The following is a 21,742-nucleotide window of genomic DNA, read 5'->3' as shown; positions in this document are numbered from 1 at the left end:
CCCTTAAACGAACGTTGCATGACGCACCTGCCCCGGCTTCTTATTCAATACCGGCAGTACCTGCTGCTGCTGTTACCGGTAATTATCGTATACGGCTGTGGCTGGGGTATCCCCCTTATGGAGGTCGATGCGGTGCAGTATGCCAATATCAGCCGCGACATGGCACATACAGGCAGTTATCTCGAAGTATACGACTCGGGCGCCGACTACCTCGACAAGCCGCCGATGCTTTTCTGGCTGAGCGCCTTGTCCATAAAGCTATTGGGCGTATCGGCCTTCGCTTACCGCTTACCTTCCTTTTGTTTTGCGCTTATAGCCCTGTACAGCTGCTACCGGCTCTGCCGCATGTATTACAACAGCAGTATAGCCTGGATGAGCACCCTGGTGCTGGCTACCAGCCAGGCCCTCTTCCTCGTCAACCACGATGTACGCACCGACACCATGCTGATGGGCTGGGTAACCCTGTCGCTCTGGCAACTGGCAGCCTGGTACCAGTCGGGTAAATGGCATAACTTCCTGCTGGCTACCCTGGCTATAGCAGGCGGTATAATGACCAAGGGGCCTATAGCCCTTATGATACCTGTTTTTGCATTTGTACCGCATTTCCTGTTGCGCAGGCAATGGCGCAACCTGTTTCGCTGGGAATACCTGCTGATGCTGGTTTTGATCGCCCTGCTGCTCACACCCGTGCTGGTAGGGCTTTACCGGCAATTCGACCTGCACCCCGAAAAAATGATGTACGGGCAGCGCGGTATATCAGGCGTACGCTTTTTCCTCTGGACACAGAGCTTCGGCCGCATCACGGGCGAAAGCACCTGGCACGAGTTCAGTTCGTTCAGCTTCCTGTTTGAGAATATGCTCTGGAGTTTTATGCCCTGGATCCTGTTTTTTATCCCGGCGCTGATCAGCGCCATAGGGGGCCTGGTACGCCGGCGCTTCCGGCTGCAGGATCATGAAGAGGCGATCAGCACGGCGGGTTTTGTGATCAGTTATTGCGCACTGGCTTCGAGCCAGGCACAGCTGCCCCACTATATTTTCGTGGTGTTCCCGCTGGCGGCCATCATTACCGGCCGATGGCTGTATACCGTGGCTACGACCTTGCCCCGCCTGGCCCGGGGCTTATGGATCGTGCACCTGGTTATCTTTATCCTGCTGTGGCTTTTGCTGATTGTGTTGTTGTATTACTCTTTCCCCGGGATCGATAAGCTTAAGGCGGGCATTTGCCTGCTGGCGGCCCTCAGCGCCTGTGTGTTGCTCTACCGCAGCACCAGGGGCGCTGCGCCCTTGCTCCGGTTATGCGCGTTGAATGCAGCCGGGCTTAACCTGCTCGTCAACCTGTTCCTGTACCCGGCGCTGTTACAGTACCAGCCCAGCGTACCGGTTTCGGCCTGGCTCAAAAAGGAAGGCATCCGCATGAGCGACTTTTATACCTGCCAGTTTGAAGAGAACCGGAGTCTCTCTTTTAGTAACGATTATACGGTAAACACGATAGCCACGCCCCTGCAATTGCCTATGGGCGCATATTGCCTGGTTAATGCACCGCTGATGGACAGCTTGCCCAAAGATGGTTTCCGGGTAGCGTACCAGGGGGAGAGCATGCACATTACCATGCTTACCCTGCCCTTTCTGAACCCGGCTACCCGTGCCGGCGAAACCAGCCGCTACTATATCATTTACAGGAACGTTACCTTCTGACGCATACGGCTGGCTCCGGCTGTTATTTGGCTTTATTGTTCAGCAGCATGTACCGCGAGGTCTGGTAGAAGGCCTCGGTGAGGTTGTAATAATAATCGCGCTGTGCCGGCGTCAGGTTCAGCTTATCATTATTCAGCATACTGGCCGCCTGTTCGCCCACCCTTTGTTCTATACCGTAACTGTAAAACACTGAATCCTTAACCACGCCGATCCTTTGCTTGTCGGGGTTGTAGATAAACGAGGCATGCAGGGCCGGGTTATTGAGAAATGCAGGATTGAGGATATCGCGGCCCAGCGTGGTATTGGTATACGGTATCCCGGCCAGGCCGGCGGCGGTAGGCAATACATCGACCTGCGATACATTCATACCGTAGCGTGCCGGGGCAATAAGACCCGGGGCGTAAAAGAGCAGGGGTACATGCATGGCCGTCAGGTCCTGTGTCCATACCAGGGGCAGCATACCGCCCGCATCGCCACCGATACCATGGTCGCCTACGAATATAAAAATGGTATTGCTGAAGTAAGCTTCCTTGCGGGCTGCCTCGATAAACTGCTGGTAGCAGAAGTCGGTATACCGGAAGGCATTGTACTCGTCCAACGATTCGAAGCCATACCGTTTCAGGCTGTCTTTCGATACCTGCTGCAGCTTAAAGGTCTTTTTATCTTCTTCGGGTATGGTATAAGGCCGGTGGTTGTCCGCCGTCTGGATCACGGCAATAAAGGGCTTTGTTTGTTTGGACAGGGCTTTATTGGCTTCGAGGAAAAGGTTCTTATCACTGATGCCCCATACATCGATCTTTTCGGCATCATAATCATCCTGCTCATGCAGGCGCAGGTCTTTGATGTTATTGGTAAGCAGGCCGCGGATATTGGCCCAGCTCAGGCTTCCGCCGATGAAATAATGTTTTTCATAACCTTTAAAATCGTTCATTACCGTATGCTGGTTTACCGCGTTGGGATTGCGGCTCGAGGTCTTGGTGAGGCCTACGTCGGGCGTGCCGGTAATGGTAGCCCATACCCCGCGTGCCGTGCCATAACTGGGCGTAAAGCAACGGCTAAAGTAAACGCCGTCCTTACATAAAGAAGCAAAGAAAGGCGTTGTATTGAGCGGGTTGTCCTCCATCGAGCTTTTGTAGGCGCTAAACGACTCACAGATCACGACCACTACATTGGGCGCCTTCGCTGCGGGCGTTGCCGGTTGTATGGCCCGGGTATAGTTGAGCGTATTGCTATCGGGCCGGTTTACCCCCAGGTAATAGGCCATCTCGGGATAAGCTTTTTTTACTTTGGCTATGTTGTACGTGGCATTCCGGAACTTCAGCGAGCTAAAGAAAGACTGGAAAGGATTGAGCGCTACATTGGAAGCATAATCGTTGCCCAGGGTAAAAGCATCGCTCCAGCGCAGGGGGTACTGACCGATGCGGCCAAAAATAAGGAAGGCCAGCAGCAGGAAGAACCCGACCGGGTAGACGATACGGAGCGGCCCGGTAAGCACAGCCTGGCGGGCCGCGATACGGGCATAAAGTTTTTTAACCACCCACATCATCAGGAACATGGAGGCGATAATGATCAGCACGATACGGAGCACCGGGTAGGTTTGCCAGATCATCTGCATCGAAGTACGGGCATCGGCCATATAATTGAGCAGACCGCCGTTAAGCCGCTCGGTAAGGTAGGCATAGTTGGCAAAGTCGACGCAATAGAAAAGCAGGAACGTAAGAAAGACGATGAACCAAAGTGCCAGGGCCACCTTTTTGCCCTTGGGTTTACGGAAAGGCTGCAAGGCCGGGATAAGCCCGGTTGCAAACAGGAGCAGGCAGGCCACCGCCACCATACGCGCGTCGTAACGCAAGCCCAGGAAGAGCGATTGGGCATAAGGCACGGGCCTTGCACCCGAAGGCGCGGGGAATACAAACAAAAAAGCAACCCTCAGGGCGGTCATGATCAGCAGCAACAACATGCCGATCTGGAAAAGCCATTGGATCTGTGCGGGAACGCTACGTTTTCTCAAGTGTATTAATTTTTCATTAAAATAATTTTGCAAAAATAGTCTTTCGTTGCACACAATTGTAACTTTGATCCCCTATGCTACTACAAACCGCACCCGCTCCCGGCGCCTGGGAGCGTCTGCTTGCCGTACTGAAAGAATGGGACTTTGCCGTTTTTCTCAAAATCAATACCGTATGGACCGGGGCATTCGGCGATTTCCTGATGCCCATATTGCGCGACCAGCGTACCTGGTATCCCCTGTATGCTTTCCTGTTTATCTACGTGATCTATAAATTCCGTTGGAAAGCCCTGCCCTTCATTATTATAGCCGGTCTTACCGTAGTGCTTACCGACCAGGTAAGCAGCACCTTTTTCAAAAACTACTTCGGCAGGGTGCGCCCTTGTAACGAAGAGGCCCTGCGGGGCATGGCACGCCTGTTGCTGGACCGCTGCCCAAGCAGCGGCAGTTTTACCTCTTCGCATGCTGTCAACCATTTCGGCCTGGCTACTTTTATCTATATCACGCTGAAGCCTTACTTCGGGAAATGGGGGCTGCTGTTCTTTTTCTGGGCTGCCTTTATCTGTTATGCCCAGGTTTATGTAGGCGTGCACTATCCCGGCGATGTAAGCTGCGGCGCTGTACTGGGCGTACTGTTGGGCGGTTTTACAGCCTGGATATTCAAGAAATATTTCAATTTCGGCAACAGGAAACGGGGAGACTTAACCACGGCGTCACCAACCGTTTAAAAGTAATATACGCTCCGCCAACTGCGGCCCTTGTATACCGGATAAAAACCAACTACCGATCCTAAAAACAATGAAACTCTTGCCCTTCTTAGCCCTCTTCCTGGGCTGCAGCCTGCTTGCCGCCGCGCAGACCAAAACGGAAATTTCGACCTGGATGCCGGAACGGAACATGCCCTCCAAGCTGAACAGGATCAGTCATGTAATCGTAATAACCGACAAGGATAGCCTGGTTACCGAGATTGAAGAGTATATCGGCAATACGCTCGACACCAGGAAGCGTTATACTTATAACGGGAAAAAGCAACGGCTGAGCGAAAACACCTATACCTACAAAGGCGAACATAAACAAACCCGTGACTATAGCTATGACGAGGCCGCACTGCTCCGAAGCATAAGCTACAGCTATACCGATAAGCATAATACGGTCATCCACGTAAAGGAAATGTTTGACTATGACGAGCAACGCCGGGTAATAACAGAGACCCGCATTTCGGACCTGCCGGAAACCCGCACCCTGACCTTCGACTACAGTACCGACGACGAAGGGCATAAAGTAAAGAGCTGTTATAACACCGTAAAAAATAAGCGGAAACTCCAATCGCGATCGACCTTTAATGAACGCGACCTGGTTATGGAAGAACTCAGGAAGAAGCCGGACGGCGGTGGCCTGGCTACTTTTACGTATGAGTATACGTATGACAATATGGGCTGGTCCACGATAAAGATGTACGAAGGACAATCGATCAGGCAATCCAAACAGCTAGCCGAATACCGTAAAATAAGACTCGAATAAATGAGCACTGCCGAACACCTGCTGAACCGGGCGTAATACCGCTGCACCGGCTAACGTTATCATCTTATGAAAACCCTATACCTGCTGGCTTGCCTGCTGCCCGCTTACCTGCAGGCTGCGGCGCAAACCCAAACCACATCCGAGGTTACCTACTGGACACCCAAAAACTTTTTTTCGCACCGGTTGCAACAATCCGGCACCACCCTGACGATACAACAGGACGGCCGCCCCCTGCAGACCCGCGAATATAATGGCACGCAGCTTTCGCAGTTAACGCTTTACAACACCGACGGGCTACCGGTCGAGATGCAGCAATATAGTACGGTAACAGGCTCAAAGCTGTCGAACTGCATCGAATATACCTATAACGATAAACGTCAAAAAAAGACAGAAACCGAATATAACGTCCAGGGAAGCCTGACCCAAACGAAGTATTACACCTATAACGCCGGGGGCCTGCTGCTGGAGGTGCGTTACAGTCCTTTTTTCGACAAAATGGATAAACGTGTGGAAATACACGAAAACTATACCTATGACGACCAGGGCCGTTTGCTTACAAAAACCCGCAGTTCCAACCGTAGCCGGTATCCGAGCCGGTGGCTGTATGAGTACAGCACCGATGAAAACAACCATAAAAAGGTAAAGGAACTGTACACGGCCACCAAACGCAAACCCAAGCTGAGCAAGGCTTCGGTTTATGACAACCGGGGTAACCTGGTCCGGGAGTACGAGAACCGCTCCGGCAATAGCGAAGATGTAGTCCGTACTTTCGGGTATACGTTTAATGAGCAGGGCGACTGGACTACGAAAAAAGTATACGAACAACGCTATATCTACGAAACCCGCTTTACAGGCGAATACCGGAGAACGCTAAGCCAATAGGCTTGGTGATGATGGTTAGGGCTAAAATGCCCTCTTACACAAGCAGAACAAAGCCAGCCTGGCCACGCGCCCTTTTCCTCTATCGACGGCATGCTAATCGCAAGTGCCCTGGATGTTGTGCGCTGAAAATTTTAAAAATAAAAGCACAACCTTATACAATGTTTTACTATATTGCCTTACTTCAAAAGACCTTTTAGCACCTGTTAAAAAAATAATACACTATACAAAACATAACCATAATCACTTTTAGATATTTTTATTTCATAGTCATTTTTAATAGAATAATTTTTATTTTTCATAGAAATGTATATTTTTATCGCTCACCAAACCAAATACATTACCTTATGAAAAAAAATCTTATTCCCTTGTTGTTCCTTTCCTTTGCGTTCGGCACCTCTTACGGACAATCAGCCAGCGGCGACTGTAGCAGTATTTCCGTAACCTCCAACCCCGGTTTCACCAATAACCTTTGGGGAGCCTCTGTAGGCTACAAAAACGGTAATAATTCCTGTAACCGCGTTATAACCTCCGGATCCGTTTGGCAGCCGCGTTACCAATTGCAATCAAAATCGGGAAGCAGTTATTCCAACGTAGGTACCTGGCAGTACGGCAACGCTACTTTTTCCGGTCTCGCTCACGGTACCTACCGTATTGCTATCGAAAATCCGCAAATTGCCTATAATGTACCCGGCTCTGCCTGTACCGGCACCATCAACTGTTATAACCTGTCCGGAACTTATATCGGCTTATGGGGTATCTGGGCATCGAATACCGGCACCCTCAATCCTTATTCCTATACGAACGACGTCGTGGTAGGCCAGACCACTGCCGCAGAAAATACATTCAATGTAAACAGCTTCGTCAGCAACGGAACTGGAAGTATTAATGTTTATGACTTTGGCCAGGACGTGAAGATCAATGTCGCTTCCTGTTACAATTACAACCAGTACCAGATCTCCATTTTCGAACAGGGCGGCGCCAACCGCTATGGCTCTACCTATTGGCAGTTCGGCACTATACCCAGTGCCTCCAATTACAGTCTTACCAACCTGTGGAAAGCCAACCACGGTTCCTCTGCCCAGTTTGAGCCCGGCATCTCCTACAAGGTACAATTCGTAGTAACCACACAGAACTGTGCACAATGGAACGAAAAGAATGAGACTTTCTTCATTTGCCCCGCAGGGGTAACCGGCTGCCGTTTCGGGCAGGATATCATGACGGAACCGATCCGTGTGCATGCCGACCGCAATACCCTCTCTGTATTTAATCTTGACTTCAGCAATAACAACGCTTACGAGATCAGTATTAACAGCCTGGATGGCCGCAGATTACAGACCTACTCCACCAATGGTAAAACGCAGTTTGATATCAGCAGTATGGTACAAGGCATGTATCTTGCCCGTATCGTGCACAACGGCAAACAACAAGCCGTTGTAAAATTTGTCAAGTAGAACAATTAAACGGGAGCAGCTGAAAGCTTGCTCCCGTTTATATTTTGTGTACCGGCAATCCTGAAAAACAGTACCAGGTCAATGCCTGGTTTTCATTATTACGGAAAAACTATTTCAGAATACCGGTAAAAGGAAAAAGAGCCAACCAATCCTATGCCCCACAGTACCCTTTCATTTCTGATCCGGATTATGTTCCTGCTGCTTTGCACCGGCATACCCCGGCTTTATGCACAACATGCCGACTTCCGTTGCGGCAACGACAATGCCGGGCAATCGCAGGTTCTTACCATGGCCGAGCAGCGGATAAGCGCCTACCAGCAATTAGCTTCACGTCCTACAGGCCTCGATCCTGTTATCATTCCTGTAGTCATACATATACTCTTTACCAATGAATCAGAAAATATACCGGATGAAAAAATACTGGCCCAGTTGGATGTATTGAACCAGGCATATAACGGCAAGCCGCAGCTGGCGGCTATTCCCCAGGAATTTCAGTCATTTGCCGCAGATATGGATTTAAAGTTTTGTCTCGCAGGCACCGATCCTCAGGGACAACCAACAGACGGTATTGTCCGTAAAGCATTCGCGCCATCGCACCCGGGCTTCGACTCGGCTATCTACTATACCCACACCGGCGGCAGCGATGCCTGGGACCCGGCACGTTACCTGAATATCTGGGTCACCAATCTCGGCGATCAGTTACTTGGTTTTTCCAGTTATCCCTGGACAGACAACAGGGCTACGGATGGCATAGTCATCAATACCCGCTACTTCGGTCCGAACGAAAAAAGTAAACGCTATAACCAGGGCAAAACCCTGGTACATGAAACCGGGCATTACCTGGGCTTATTTCATCTTTGGGATAATGGCGGCTGTACTACCGATAACGACCAGGTAGACGACACTCCGCCCCAGGCCAACAGCTACATGGGCATGCCGGTTTACCCGCAATACTCCTGTAATACCTCCAATATGTACATGAATTACCTCGACTATACCGATGACGCGGGACTTCTGTTCTTTACCCGGGGACAGCAAAAAAGAGTAAAGGCATGTTTATCGCTGTACCGGCCGGGGCTGGGCGCCGATGTCATTACCTGTGCGCAGCGTGCCGCAACGCCGGGCCTTGATTTTACACTATATCCCAATCCGGCCTCCGGTATAGTAAATATTGCATATCCCTATGGTGATTATACAGAACTGGAGATCCAGGTATATGATATTACCGGCAGGAAACTGGGCGTTACACCTGTCCGTACCCAGGACCGGCACCAGTTGGACCTTTCCGGGCTTTCATCCGGTCTGTACCTTGTCCGGGTCGGCGGGGTAAGCCGGAAACTCATAAAAAAATAAGTATGCCCCGCCGTTAAACAGTAAAGCAGTAATGATCTGTATTCTTCCGGCAGCATGATTTCCTGACGGGCATACGGGAGCCGCAAAAGCGCACGGCATTAATGAGTACAAAAATGCCTGCTTTGTAAAGCAGGCATTTTTATTATAAGGTTACGCTTATTTCTTTTTAAAAATCATGATCAGTCTTGGCGATGTTTCGCGGTCGAAATCATGGAGCTGGTAGTCGCCGAAATGATGCTGCAGCTCCATACCTCCTTCCTGGAACAGGCTCACGAAGTCCTCCAGGCCGAAGGCTGAAACCCGCTCCTGGTAATGATGTTCGCCGTCCTCGTCGGTAACGGTAATCTCTTTTACGATCTTACCCTGGTCGGTAAAGCGCTTGATATGAAAGTCGTAACCGCCGCGGCTGATCACCTCTTCGGGTACCAGGTTACTTTCGGTCACGTATTTATTAAAATAGTCGACCACCAGGATGCCGCCATGTTTCAGCGCCGCGCCAAAAGAGCGGGCAGCCATATGATTATCGCGGTGGGTTGCGAAATAGCCGAAGCTGGTAAAGAAGTTGAACGCGTAGTCGAAATAGTTGATATAAAAAGGGAAACGCATATCATGCACGTAAAAATGCAGGTGTTCGTTTTCCAGTTCTTTCGCCTTTGCGATACGTTGCTCCGAAAGATCGATGCCCGTAACCTCGTGCCCGTAGCTTTCCAGCTGCATGGCAAAGCGGCCTTCGCCGCAGGCTATATCCACGATCTTGCTGCCCTGCGGGGGCTGCAGGCGATCAACCAGGTGCGCCACAAAGCTGCTGGCCTCTTCCACATCCCGGTTATCGTACAAGATGGGGTAAAAGCGGGAGTCAAACCAGTTCTCAAACCATTCCTTTTGCGCTGTCATAAACGATACAATTGGCCGCAAAGTTACCGCAATAACACAAATTGTCAATAGCAGGACCTGATCGGCCTATAGAGAAGCGCCGGGAAGCCCCGTATGCCGGTCATATAAATTTTAAAAGTATTTAGCACTGTTGTACCCTGAAATTCATTTAATTTCGCAGCGCATAAAATACACACCCAGCAATGGCATTAATCAAATCGATCTCCGGTATACGGGGCACAATCGGCGGCAAACCCGGCACCGGGCTTACACCGATAGACGTTGTAAAATTCACCGCTGCCTACGGCGTAATCGTACTGCAGCAGGACGCCGGTAAAAAAGTAATCGTCGGGCGCGACGGCCGTATTTCAGGCGCCATGGTGCGCAGCCTCGTTGTGGCCACCCTGCAGGGACTGGGACTGGAGGTGATCGACCTGGGACTGAGCACCACGCCGACCGTAGAAATGGCGGTTAAAATGGAAGGTGCTGCGGGCGGTATTATCCTTACTGCAAGCCATAACCCCAAAGAATGGAATGCCCTGAAGCTGCTCAACAAAGACGGCGAATTTATCAGTGCCGAGACCGGCGCCCGTGTATTGGAGCTGGCCGAACAGGAAGATATCACGTTTGCCGAAATCAACAAACTGGGTACCATCACCGAAGATGATTCCTTTATGCAACGGCATATCGACGCCATCCTGGCTCATCCCCTGGTAAATGCGGAGGCCGTTAAAGCCAAAAAATATAAAGTAATTGTAGATGCCGTAAACTCTACCGGCGCCACCTTCGTACCCGCCCTGCTTAAAGCCCTGGGCGTGGAAGAGGTATCCGTGCTGAACGGAGAAGTGACCGGCAACTTTGCTCATAACCCGGAACCCCTGCCCGAGAACCTGCGCGAACTGTGCAACGAGGTAGCCCGCAAAAATGCGGATCTCGGTATCGCCGTAGACCCCGACGTAGATCGCCTGTGCTTTGTATGCGAAGACGGTACACCGTTCGGAGAAGAATATACCCTGGTGGCCGTGGCCGACTATGTATTGAGCAAACAGAAAGGCAATACCGTTTCCAACCTCTCCTCTACCCGCGCCCTGCGTGATGTAACCGAGCTGCACGGCGGCCAGTACTTCGGCAGTGCCGTAGGCGAAGTGAACGTGGTAAGCAAGATGAAAGAAGTGAATGCCGTGATCGGCGGCGAAGGCAACGGCGGCATTATCGATCCGCAACTGCACTACGGCCGCGACGCCCTGGTAGGTATCGCCCTGTTCCTCACCCACCTTGCCCAATCCGGTAAAGGTATCGGTGCGCTGCGCCAGACTTATCCCAACTATTTTATTTCCAAAAACAAGATCGAGCTCGACGAATCTGTCGATGTAAAGGCTATCTTTGAAAAGATAAAGACGAAGTACAGCAAGCAACCGATCAATACCGAAGACGGCATCAAGATCGAATTCGACAAAGACTGGGTACACCTGCGTACCTCCAATACAGAACCCATTATCCGCATCTATTCCGAAAGCAATACCGAAACTACGGCCAATAATATCGCCAAGCGTATTATGGAAGACATCAAGGAAATGATGCAGGAAAGCGTATAAACCAGTATAAGGGATTGCCGGCCGGTGCACCCTGTGGTGCACCGGCTTTTTTAATACAAAAACACAGCAGTAACATCAGCCATTTAATCACTTTTAATTAATAACAAATCCAAAATGAAAGTAGCAGTAGTAGGTGCAACGGGCCTTGTAGGCAGTACCATGTTGCGTACCCTTGAAGAAAGAAACTTTCCGGTAACGGAACTGATCCCTGTAGCCTCCGAGCGTTCGAAGGGAAAGAAGGTGGCTTTCAAGGGTAAGGAATATGCCGTTGTAACCTTACAGGAGGCGGTGGCCATGCATCCGCAGATTGCACTATTTTCGGCCGGTGGCAGTACTTCGCTCGAATGGGCGGAACCCTTTGCCGCAACCGGCTGTTATGTGATCGACAACTCTTCGGCCTGGCGCATGGATCCCTCCAAGAAACTGGTGGTACCGGAAGTAAATGCATCGGTACTTACACCCGAGGACCGTGTGATCGCCAACCCCAACTGCTCGACCATACAGATGGTCGTGGTGCTGAAACCCCTGCACGACCAGTACAGGATAAAACGCGTGGTGGTAAGCACCTATCAAAGCGTTACCGGCAGCGGCCAGAAGGGCGTAGACCACCTGCTTTCAGAAAGGAACAATACCGAACATAAAGCCTTTTACCCGCATCCCATCGACCTGAATGTATTGCCGCATATCGATGTATTCCAGGACAACGGGTATACCAAGGAAGAGATGAAAATGATCCTGGAAACCCAGAAGATCATGGGCGACGACCAGATCCGGGTATCGGCCACTACGGTGCGCGTGCCGGTAATGGGCGGGCATAGCGAAAGCGTGAATATCGAATTTGAAAAAACATACGACCTCGACGCTGTACGCAAACTGCTGACCGAAGCGCCCGGCATTATTGTACAGGACGACCCGGCCAATAACGTATATCCCATGCCGCTACACGCCTTTGGTAAGGACGAGGTATTCGTAGGCCGCCTGCGCCGCGATCCCTCACAGGACAATACCCTGAACTGCTGGATCGTAGCCGACAACCTGAAAAAAGGCGCGGCGACCAATGCCGTACAGATTGCCGAATACATCGCCGGTCAGAACTGGGTTAAATAATCCCTGCTTACTTTAAATAAACAACTATGCAACAAACCGCGATCAATTACATCGAATTTGCCTGTAAAGATATACCAGCCATCAAAGCCTTTTACAGCAAGGCTTTCGGATGGGTATTCACCGACTATGGTCCCGACTATGCCGCCTTTAACGATGGCAAGACCGAAGGTGGTTTTTACCATGCCGGCGCAGGCTGGACACCCGCCGGCAACCCGCTGGTCGTGCTGTACAGCGCCGACCTCGAAGCCATGCAGCAACAGGTGCGGGATGCAGGCGGCACGATTACCCAGGAGATCTTTGCCTTCCCCGGTGGCCGCAGGTTCCACTTTGCCGATCCCGATGGCAATATCCTGGCGGTCTGGAGCGAATAACGATACCCGGTTATACGGGGAAAGCGCGGCGCCGGGTACGGACGCCGCGCTTTCGTATTATGCCCTGGTTACTGCGGCAGATTACGCCTTAAACTTATTAACTTTGTACCTTCCTCCTGTCGGAGTAAAGACAACACTTAACAATTTTGAGATACGCCATGTATCTAATTTGACAACAAACTGATGAGTACAGTAACAATTAAACCATTCCTGCGGCTGAGCGGGCTGGAGCCTTTGGTGGTCCGCCCCGAAACCAATTTCGTCAACGTAGGGGAAAGAACCAATGTAACCGGTTCCAAGAAATTTGCCCGCCTGATACGGGAGGAAAAGTATGAAGAGGCCCTGAGCGTGGCCCGCCAGCAGGTGGAGAGCGGCGCCCAGGTACTGGATATCAATATGGACGATGCCCTGCTCGACGGGGTCCAGGCCATGACCACCTTTGTAAACCTCGTGCAGAGCGAGCCCGACATTGCCCGTATCCCCATCATGCTCGACTCTTCCAAGTTCGAGATTATCGAAGCGGGGCTCAAATGTATCCAGGGCAAGTGTATCGTCAACTCCATCTCCATGAAGGAGGGCGAAGAAAAATTTATCCAGCAGGCCAGGATCTGTAAGGCTTTCGGCGCAGCAGTCATTGTAATGGCCTTCGACGAAGTAGGCCAGGCCGATACCAAAGCCCGTAAAGTAGAGATCTGTCACCGCGCTTATAAAATTCTTACCGGACAGGTTGGTTTCCCACCCGAAGACATCATTTTCGACCCCAATATATTTGCCGTAGCTACCGGTATCGAAGAGCATAACAACTATGCCGTAGACTTTATCGAAGCCACACGCGAGATCAAAACCCTGATGCCCCTGGCCAAGATCAGCGGCGGGGTAAGTAATGTATCCTTCTCGTTCCGCGGCAACGACCACGTACGCGAAGCGATCCATAGTGTATTCCTGTTCTATGCTATTAAAGCAGGTATGGATATGGGCATCGTCAACGCCGGCCAGCTGGTGATCTACGATGAGATAGAACCCAGGCTGCGCCAGCTGTGCGAAGATGTGTTGCTGAACCGCAATAACGAAAACAACGAAGCCACCGAAGCCCTGATCAGCTTTGCCGAAACCGTAAAGGCCAAAGGCAAAGAAACGGTAAAGGATGAAACCTGGCGTAAGACCACGGTGGAAGAAAGGCTGAAACATGCGCTGGTAAACGGCATTACCGATTATATCGACGCAGATACCGAAGAGGCCCGCCTGCAATATCCCAAACCCCTGCACGTGATCGAGGGGCCGCTGATGGATGGTATGAATGTAGTAGGCGACCTGTTTGGCAGTGGCAAAATGTTCCTGCCCCAGGTGGTGAAAAGCGCCCGGGTAATGAAGAAAAGTGTGGCCTACCTCTTTCCCTTTATCGAGGAGGAAAAGCTGAACAACCCGCAGGCACAGGAAGGCGGCGCCGCCAAAGTGTTGCTGGCAACGGTTAAGGGCGATGTGCACGATATCGGTAAGAATATCGTGGGCGTGGTACTGGGCTGTAACGGTTACGATATTATCGACCTGGGCGTAATGGTACCGGCCGATAAGATACTCGATGAAGCAGTAAAACAGAAAGCCGACATTATCGGCTTAAGCGGGCTCATTACCCCATCGCTGGATGAGATGGTGCACGTGGCCGCAGAAATGCAACGGCGGGGCATGCAACAGCCCCTGCTGATCGGTGGCGCTACAACATCCCGTATGCATACCGCGGTAAAGATCGCGCCGGGCTACGACCATGGCGTGGTGCATGTGCTCGATGCCTCGCGCAGCGTAACGGTGGCCGGCCAGTTGCTGAACGGCGATACGAAACCCGAATTCCTGAAGGGCATCAAAACCGAGTACGATAAATTAAGAGAAGACTTCGGCAATAAACGCGCCGTAAAACAATACATCCCATACGAAGCCGCTGCGGCCAACCGTATGGCCATCGACTGGGACAACTTCAAACCCGTAAAACCGCAGTTTGCCGGTACCCGCGTATTCCGCGACTTCGACCTCAGCGAGATCCGGAAGTTCATCGACTGGACCCCCTTCTTTATTTCCTGGGAGATGAAAGGCAAATTCCCGGCGATACTCGAAGATGAATATGCCGGTAAAGAAGCGACCAAGTTGTACAACGATGTGAACGCCATGCTCGACAAGGTGATCGCCGAAAACTGGCTGCAGGCCCACGGTACCGTAGGCTTCTGGCCCGCGGCAGCCACCGCAGCCGATACGATCACCCTGTATAACGAAGATGGCAGTCCGCGCGAGCATCTCGAAATGCTGCGCCAGCAGATCAAGAAAGCAGCAGGACAACCCAACTGCTCGCTGGCCGATTTCGTAAAACCCGCACAGGCGCCCGAAGATTATATGGGAGCCTTTGCCGTAAGCATTGCCGGTATCGAACCGCATATCAAACGCTTTAACGAAGAGCTCGACGATTATAATAAAATTATGCTGCAGGCCCTTGCCGACCGCCTGGTAGAAGCCTTTGCCGAATGCCTGCACATGCGGGTCCGTAAGGAGTACTGGGGTTATGTAAGCAACGAGAGCCTGTCGCAGGAAGAGATCATTAAAGAAACCTACCAGGGTATACGCCCTGCACCGGGTTACCCGGCCTGCCCCGACCATACGGAAAAAAACAAGTTGTTTGCCCTGATGAATGTGCCGGAAAACACGGGCATCTCGCTTACCGAGCACCTGGCCATGTACCCTGCTGCATCGGTCTGCGGCTGGTACTTCTCCCATCCACAGAGTATTTACTTCGGCGTGGGGCATATTACCGAAGACCAGTTTACCGACTACCACAACCGGAAAGATATGGACGAAGCGGTGCTGCGCAAATGGCTGCAACCGAACATGGAATAAAACAGAAGAAAACAAACAGCCCGGAACACAGGTTCCGGGCTGTTTGCTGATGTTTAATCCGCCAGGGTAAGTTCTACAGCAAGGATGCTGTATTTGTCCCGGAAAGCCGGGGGCGCATACGGATCATTATTGCGTAATTTTTTTTCCCATTCCCCCCTGGTAAACGTAAGCATACCGTTATCGGTATCGGCCAGCAAAGCACCGATCCGGGGTGCATAAGTGACCGTTTTTACTGTCTTTTTGCCTTCTTCTGCAACACTGATGGTATACGCGTTTTGCGCCGTCAGCATAAATTCTACCCCGATAAAAATGCCTTCTTCCGGGAAAGGGATCTGTAATGCCGAAAGGTCGACCACGGTATTCCGTTTTCCCTTTTTGGCATGCCCGATTATAGGGTCGCCATAGAGGTATGCACCGGGTTGCCCATCCTTGCCCATACGGTACAACCGCAGGTTAAAGACCCCGTCTTTTACATCGCTATAGGTCGCTAACATTACTGATTTCAGAAAAGGCGTTCTGCTGTAACTGTCTGCATACGGAAAATAACGTGCCAGTACCCAGGGTGTTCTATGCGCAGCAAAATGATGCCGGATATCCGATTTCTTAAACATGCCGATCTTTTGTACCAGCCCTTTGCGGCTACTCCTTACCGTTACTTCCTGCAATTGCACCGGCGCTTTATGCAACCTGAACCTGTTGCCATCGCCGGCCCGTATGTATAACGGCTGGTAACCCGTGGCACTGATTACCAATGTTGCCGCACTGTCTGCAACGGTAAGCGTAAAGCGTCCCTGCTCATCGGCCGATGTGCCACCCTCCCGGTCGAGTACCTGGATATTGGCATAGGGCAATGCTTCGCCGCTTGCATCGTCTTTAACAGTGCCGCTTACCTGCGCGCCGGCAGGTGCTGTTACCAGGGTGCAGCACAGCACCAGGAGTATAAGGCATGACAGTTGTTTACAGGCAGGTATTTTCATAACATAGTATAGTCCGTAAATAACGGGGCCTGGTTTTACTTATTGCCCGGGCTCAGGCTATTTCATAAGCAGTAGTATATTTCACATCGGTCATTACGAAATTACTGTGCACCTGCGCGATATGATCGAGGGCCGCCAGTTTCTGCGTCAGGAATTTCTGATAGGCATTCATATCCGGTACCGCTACTTTAAGCAGGTAGTCAAAATTGCCGGTAATGTGGTAACATTCCATCACCTCTTCCATTTTACGCACCGCTTTTTCGAACTGCTGTAATACCCGCAGGGCGTGCACCTGCAGCGATACATTACAGTATACCACCGTTTTCAGGTCGAGCTGCTCGCGGTCGAGCAAAGCCACTACCGACCGGATAATGCCGGATTGCTCGATCTTACGGATGCGCTCGTAGGTGGGTGTGACCGTGAGCCCTATCTTATCTGCGATCTCCTTGGCGCTGAGCCTGCCGTTGGCCTGCAGCAGTTTAAGGATACGTTTGTCGGTAGCATCGGGACGGTAAGGCATACGGAGTTCTTTTTTACTGTTGGGGATAGTCGTTATACACAAAACAGTATAAAAACACTGTTATTTATCAAAAATAGGTGTTTATTTACTATAACAGACCAAAATACAGCATAATACATGCGATAATTTTAATTTTGTAGCATATTTATACTTTTTTAAGCATATGAAATCCATGCAGTCATCCGAACTCAGTACCACACTTGAAACCCTGGGCAAACAATTGCGCGAGCGTACCGCCAACTTCCTGGGCTACCCGGTGTCCAAAGATTTTGATTATTCGGAACTGCTGCCTTTCCTGCAGTACCCGCTCAATAACCTCGGCGATCCCTTTGTCGACTCTACCTATGCAGTAGATACCCGGGATGCGGAAAAAGAAGTAGTACAGTTCTTTGCAGAACTATTCCGCGCACCGGCCGATAACTGGTGGGGTTATGTAACCAATGGCGGTTCGGAAGGCAACCTGTACGGCCTGTACCTGGCCCGCGAGCTGTATCCCAATGCTATGGTCTATTATTCGGAAGCCACGCACTACAGCGTACACAAGAACCTGCACCTGCTTCATATGCCTTCGATCGTGATCCGCGCCCAGGAAAACGGGGAGATCGATTACGAAGACCTGCGCAATACCATACAGCTGAACCGCGATAAACCGGTGATCATCCTGGCCAATATCGGCACCACTATGACCGAGGCCCGCGACGATGTACGCCGCATTAGACAGATCCTGAAGGATATGGCGGTTAAGAACCATTATATCCATGCCGATGGCGCCCTGTCAGGCACCTACAGTGCGTTTATCGATCCCAGGCCGGCTTTCGACTTTGCAGACGGCGTAGACAGTATTGCCGTAAGCGGTCATAAATTTGTAGGCTCGCCTATGCCTTGCGGCGTAGTAGTGGCCAAGAAGTCGAACCGCGACCGTATAGCCCGTTCGGTGGCTTATATCGGCAGTATGGATACTACGATTACAGGATCGCGCAATGGGCATAGCCCGCTGTTTCTCTGGTACGCCATCAGCAAACATGGTATCGAAGGCCTTAAGGCCCGCGCCATGCATAGCCTGGAAACGGCTGCCTATGCCGAGCAGCGCCTGCGGGAACTGGGCCTGGATGCCTGGCGCAATCCCAATGCAATAACGGTAGTATTCCCCGAGCCGCCGGAACCCATACGGCAGAAGTGGCAGCTGGCTTCAGAGCAGGGCTTCAGCCATATTATCTGTATGCCCAATGTTACCCGGGCACAGATCGACGAAGTGGTGGCGGAGATTGCCGCCGTGATGGAGACCGAGGCAGGATAAAACCTGCATAAGAGATCATTGCTTCCTGCATAAAAGGCCTTAAAAAATGTGAAAACATTCGTAATGTTTGTTCCGGGAGGATGCGCTAAATCGCTTACCTGTAGCCATTTACAGCGAATTAATGGTTTCCCATAGAAATCATAAAATAATGATAAACAGCTCAGGAGCAATAAACCATACGTTTACTTTGCGGTTAAATTCCCGAATAAAACAAAAACGTTATGAAAAAATTCCCGGTTCTTTTACTCGCCCTGTCCTCTTCCGCGCTTACTTATGCCCAGGAACGGTCACCGCTGCGCTTCGGCGTAAAAGCAGGTGGTAACCTATCGCATATCGGCCTCTCAGACAACAGCGCTTTCCCCGGCAATAAAAATGCATTCGGCTTCGGTGCATACGGCGGTGGTTTGCTGGAGATCTCAGGACCTGCAGGCTCTAAATTTAAAGGCCAGGTGGAAGCGTTGTTTTCCTATCATAATGCCAAGCAGAAGTACACCAACAGCAACCTGGTGAAGATGACGGCAAAAACAGACCTCGCGCAGATCTCCGTCCCCATCATGATCAAGTACTTCGTGATTCCGCAGCTTAGCTTTAACGCGGGCGGCTCTGTAAACTTCAATGTGGCCAGCCGGACCAAAACGGAAAGCGTTTCTGAAGGCAATACCGTAACCACTACCATCAACAACAAAAGCGATATAGACCGCCTGCAAACCGTACAGGTAGGAGCGCTGGTAGGAGCTACCTATTACATTCACAAAGGCTTTTTCGTCGATGCCCGGTATAATTACTATTTCGGCAGCATGTTCAAAGAAATCAAAAACAACGATCCTTCTTATCGCCTCAGCGCTATCCAGCTGGGTGTAGGTTACAAATTTTAATCCTATCCATCCCATCATAAAAATAACCACCTGCAATGGCCTGCAGGTGGTTTATTTTTTATAGGTAAAGTAAGAATCTGGTAGTTACTGGATCCGCGGGCGCCAGGGAATTTCTACCCCGCCATTCTGGTGAACGATAAAACGGGCCAGCACGAACAGGAAGTCGGAGAGCCGGTTCAGGTACTTCAATACCTCGTCGGCCACAAATTCGCCATTGCTCTGCATATGTACACAAAGGCGCTCGGCCCTGCGGCAAACACAACGCGCCACATGCGCATGACTGGCCGCTACATGACCGCCCGGCAGGATAAAGGATTTCATCTGGGGCAACTGGTCGTCCATTTCGTCGATGCGCTGCTCCAGCCAGTTAATATCGCTCTCGTGCAGGTCGGGCAGCTTCATTTTCGGCGCCTTATCGGGATCGGTGGCCAGCGAAGAGCCCACGGTAAACAGGCGGTCCTGGATCTCCAGTATCCATTCGTTGATGGTCTTATCGCCGAGCTGATCGGTAACCACGCCCAGTACGGAGTTCAGCTCGTCTACCGTACCATAGGCTTCGATACGGATATGATCTTTGGGTACACGGGTACCGCCTATGAGGCCGGTGCTGCCCTTATCTCCCGTTTTGGTATATACTCTGAATGCCATAATGTTTTTATTGTGTTTTTAATACCCGGTCAGCAGTGCGTTCATCGCGTTCTACCACACCGTCTTTAATACGGACGATACGTTTGGCGTGTTCGGCGATATCTTCTTCGTGAGTTACGAGGATAACCGTATTACCCGCCGCCTGGATACTTCCGAACAGTTCCATGATCTCGATCGAGGTTTTGGAGTCGAGGTTACCCGTAGGTTCATCGGCGAGGATAAGCGATGGCGTATTGATCAGCGCACGGGCAATGGCGACACGCTGGCATTGGCCACCCGACATTTCATTGGGCTTATGGTGTGCCCGCTCGCCCAGCCCTACCTGCTTCAGCATTTCATGCGCGCGTTCGGTGCGTTCCTTTTTACCCACACCCGCATAGATCAAGGGTACCGCCACATTTTCCCAGGCGGTAAGCCGCGGCAACAGGTTAAACTGCTGGAATACGAAACCGATCTCCTCGTTGCGCACCTTGGCCAGCTCATCGTCCTGCATACCGCTCACGTTTTTGCCGTTAAGGATGTAGGAGCCGGATGTAGGCGAATCGAGACAACCGAGAATATTCATCAGCGTAGATTTGCCGGAACCCGAAGGACCCATAAGCGCTACGTATTCGTTTTTTAGAATAGACAGCTCGATGCCTTTCAATACCGGCACCGGTTCTTTACCTAAATAATAGTTCTTCCTGATATCGCTTAAACTTATGATCTCCTGCATGGATAGGTTTTGGACGGATTTCCGGTAGGCCGGGATGGTTATGATTGTTAGGGTAAAGAAATAAAGTTCAAATTTATTGATAATTTGCAGCCGGCCGAAATATAATTAGCTTCCGTATCATTTTCGTAATTCAAGAACATGCTGTCTTTCCCCAATGCAAAAATCAACTTCGGACTTTATGTAACCCGCAAACGCGACGACGGTTATCATGACCTGGAGACCTTCTTTTACCCCGTACCCTACTGCGACGCCCTGGAAATACTGCCTGCCGGCAATTCCGGGGGAACGATGGCGCTGACCGGCCTGCCCGTAGCAGGCGATACGGAAAAGAACCTGGTGTGGAAAGCCTATCAACTGCTGCTGCGCGAATACCCCGGCCAGGTAAAGCCGCTGGACATACACCTGCATAAAGTGATCCCTATGGGTGCGGGCATGGGCGGCGGATCGGCCGATGCCGCTTTTATGCTGGATATGATGAACACGCATTTCGGCCTGGGCATCGATAAGGAAACGTTGGGCGCCTATGCGCTGGAACTGGGCAGCGACTGTCCGTTCTTTTTACTCAACAAGCCTGCCTTTGCCGGCGGGCGGGGCGAACGCCTGGAGCCCGTAGCCCTGGACCTTTCGGCCTACAGTATACAGATCGTTTGTCCCTCTATCCACGTGGGCACGGCCGATGCGTTCCGCAATATCGTACCTGCGCCTGCAGGCTTCGACCTGCGCCAACTGGCCACGCTCCGGCCGGAAGATTGGCGGGGCCGGATCGCCAACGATTTCGAGGTACCGGTATTCAAGCTGCATCCCGTGTTGCAAACCATCAAGGACCAGTTATACGCCGGTGGCGCCGTATACGCATCAATGAGCGGTAGCGGCTCTTCACTTTATGGCATCTTTCCCAAGGGCCAGCGGGCAGTACTGGACCTGCCCATCGTATGCAGCGAACATTACTGCGCTTAATGCCCCATTTATCATATTGC

The 21,742-nt window shown here is 51.3% G+C and carries 19 protein-coding genes; 13 read left to right on the top strand and 6 right to left on the bottom strand.

Going from position 1 to position 21,742, the window contains the following annotated elements; genetic code table 11:
- The first annotated feature begins 18 nt into the window (after positions 1–18).
- A complete protein-coding gene (locus tag B0I18_RS03365) occupies positions 19–1,695 on the top strand; it encodes an ArnT family glycosyltransferase (protein ID WP_106521225.1) in 1,677 nt (558 codons plus the stop codon).
- Positions 1,696–1,717: 22 nt separating this feature from the next.
- Here the strand turns inward: B0I18_RS03365 and B0I18_RS03360 are convergent, their stop codons facing one another.
- Complete coding sequence (locus B0I18_RS03360) at positions 1,718–3,706, bottom strand: LTA synthase family protein (protein ID WP_106521224.1); 1,989 nt, start codon at positions 3,704–3,706, stop codon at positions 1,718–1,720.
- A gap of 74 nt (positions 3,707–3,780) precedes the next feature.
- Here B0I18_RS03360 and B0I18_RS03355 point away from each other — a divergent pair, with 74 nt between their 5' ends.
- The 5 genes from B0I18_RS03355 (at position 3,781) to B0I18_RS03335 (ending at position 8,910) form a co-directional block, all read left to right on the top strand.
- The gene (locus B0I18_RS03355; RefSeq protein ID WP_106521223.1) at positions 3,781–4,431 is read left to right on the top strand and encodes a phosphatase PAP2 family protein; all 651 of its coding nucleotides are present in this window, start codon (positions 3,781–3,783) and stop codon (positions 4,429–4,431) included.
- Between the two features lie 70 nt (positions 4,432–4,501).
- On the top strand, positions 4,502–5,224 hold the full coding sequence (locus B0I18_RS03350) for a hypothetical protein (protein ID WP_106521222.1): 723 nt from the start codon (positions 4,502–4,504) through the stop codon (positions 5,222–5,224).
- A 66-nt stretch (positions 5,225–5,290) separates the two neighbouring features.
- A complete protein-coding gene (locus B0I18_RS03345) occupies positions 5,291–6,106 on the top strand; it encodes a hypothetical protein (protein WP_106521221.1) in 816 nt (271 codons plus the stop codon).
- A gap of 344 nt (positions 6,107–6,450) precedes the next feature.
- Positions 6,451–7,557 (top strand): T9SS type A sorting domain-containing protein, encoded by a 1,107-nt coding sequence (locus B0I18_RS03340; protein ID WP_106521220.1) that lies wholly within the window; start codon positions 6,451–6,453, stop codon positions 7,555–7,557.
- A 153-nt stretch (positions 7,558–7,710) separates the two neighbouring features.
- Positions 7,711–8,910 carry a zinc-dependent metalloprotease gene (locus B0I18_RS03335; protein ID WP_106521219.1) on the top strand — a complete coding sequence of 400 codons (1,200 nt, stop codon included), beginning with the start codon at positions 7,711–7,713 and terminating at the stop codon, positions 8,908–8,910.
- Between the two features lie 156 nt (positions 8,911–9,066).
- Here B0I18_RS03335 and B0I18_RS03330 read toward each other — a convergent pair whose 3' ends face one another.
- Positions 9,067–9,804, bottom strand: coding sequence for a class I SAM-dependent methyltransferase (locus tag B0I18_RS03330; protein WP_106521218.1), 738 nt, complete (start codon positions 9,802–9,804; stop codon positions 9,067–9,069).
- A 182-nt stretch (positions 9,805–9,986) separates the two neighbouring features.
- On the opposite strand from B0I18_RS03330, the gene glmM reads away from it, so the two are divergent.
- From glmM to metH, 4 genes are all read left to right on the top strand, one after another.
- Positions 9,987–11,378 (top strand): phosphoglucosamine mutase, encoded by a 1,392-nt coding sequence (gene glmM / locus B0I18_RS03325; RefSeq protein ID WP_106521217.1) that lies wholly within the window; start codon positions 9,987–9,989, stop codon positions 11,376–11,378.
- A 114-nt stretch (positions 11,379–11,492) separates the two neighbouring features.
- A complete protein-coding gene (locus B0I18_RS03320) occupies positions 11,493–12,485 on the top strand; it encodes an aspartate-semialdehyde dehydrogenase (RefSeq protein ID WP_106521216.1) in 993 nt (330 codons plus the stop codon).
- 26 nt (positions 12,486–12,511) lie between these two features.
- Positions 12,512–12,856 (top strand): VOC family protein, encoded by a 345-nt coding sequence (locus B0I18_RS03315; RefSeq protein WP_106521215.1) that lies wholly within the window; start codon positions 12,512–12,514, stop codon positions 12,854–12,856.
- Positions 12,857–13,039: 183 nt separating this feature from the next.
- Positions 13,040–15,733: a methionine synthase gene (gene metH, locus B0I18_RS03310; protein ID WP_106521214.1), complete on the top strand. Its 2,694-nt coding sequence runs from the start codon at positions 13,040–13,042 to the stop codon at positions 15,731–15,733.
- Positions 15,734–15,786: 53 nt separating this feature from the next.
- Here the strand turns inward: metH and B0I18_RS03305 are convergent, their stop codons facing one another.
- Positions 15,787–16,710 carry a carboxypeptidase-like regulatory domain-containing protein gene (locus B0I18_RS03305; RefSeq protein ID WP_106521213.1) on the bottom strand — a complete coding sequence of 308 codons (924 nt, stop codon included), beginning with the start codon at positions 16,708–16,710 and terminating at the stop codon, positions 15,787–15,789.
- Between the two features lie 52 nt (positions 16,711–16,762).
- Entirely contained in the window at positions 16,763–17,230 is a 468-nt protein-coding gene (locus tag B0I18_RS03300) for an Lrp/AsnC family transcriptional regulator (protein WP_106521212.1), read from the bottom strand.
- A 172-nt stretch (positions 17,231–17,402) separates the two neighbouring features.
- On the opposite strand from B0I18_RS03300, the gene B0I18_RS03295 reads away from it, so the two are divergent.
- Together B0I18_RS03295 and B0I18_RS03290 are read left to right on the top strand one after the other, a co-directional pair.
- On the top strand, positions 17,403–18,527 hold the full coding sequence (locus tag B0I18_RS03295) for a histidine decarboxylase (protein WP_106522036.1): 1,125 nt from the start codon (positions 17,403–17,405) through the stop codon (positions 18,525–18,527).
- Between the two features lie 221 nt (positions 18,528–18,748).
- Positions 18,749–19,402: an outer membrane beta-barrel protein gene (locus B0I18_RS03290; RefSeq protein WP_106521211.1), complete on the top strand. Its 654-nt coding sequence runs from the start codon at positions 18,749–18,751 to the stop codon at positions 19,400–19,402.
- 84 nt (positions 19,403–19,486) lie between these two features.
- Here B0I18_RS03290 and B0I18_RS03285 read toward each other — a convergent pair whose 3' ends face one another.
- Both B0I18_RS03285 and B0I18_RS03280 read right to left on the bottom strand, forming a co-directional pair.
- Entirely contained in the window at positions 19,487–20,050 is a 564-nt protein-coding gene (locus tag B0I18_RS03285) for a cob(I)yrinic acid a,c-diamide adenosyltransferase (protein WP_106521210.1), read from the bottom strand.
- 7 nt (positions 20,051–20,057) lie between these two features.
- Positions 20,058–20,765, bottom strand: a complete 708-nt coding sequence (locus tag B0I18_RS03280) for an ABC transporter ATP-binding protein (RefSeq protein ID WP_106521209.1) — start codon at positions 20,763–20,765, stop codon at positions 20,058–20,060.
- A gap of 138 nt (positions 20,766–20,903) precedes the next feature.
- Here B0I18_RS03280 and ispE point away from each other — a divergent pair, with 138 nt between their 5' ends.
- A complete protein-coding gene (ispE, locus tag B0I18_RS03275) occupies positions 20,904–21,722 on the top strand; it encodes a 4-(cytidine 5'-diphospho)-2-C-methyl-D-erythritol kinase (protein WP_106521208.1) in 819 nt (272 codons plus the stop codon).
- Positions 21,723–21,742 lie beyond the last annotated feature (20 nt).

Source organism: Taibaiella chishuiensis, assembly GCF_003014535.1.
Taxonomy (GTDB): domain Bacteria; phylum Bacteroidota; class Bacteroidia; order Chitinophagales; family Chitinophagaceae; genus Taibaiella; species Taibaiella chishuiensis.
The sequence above is the reverse complement of the archived record's forward strand: the minus strand, read 5'-3'. Positions and strand labels throughout refer to the sequence as shown.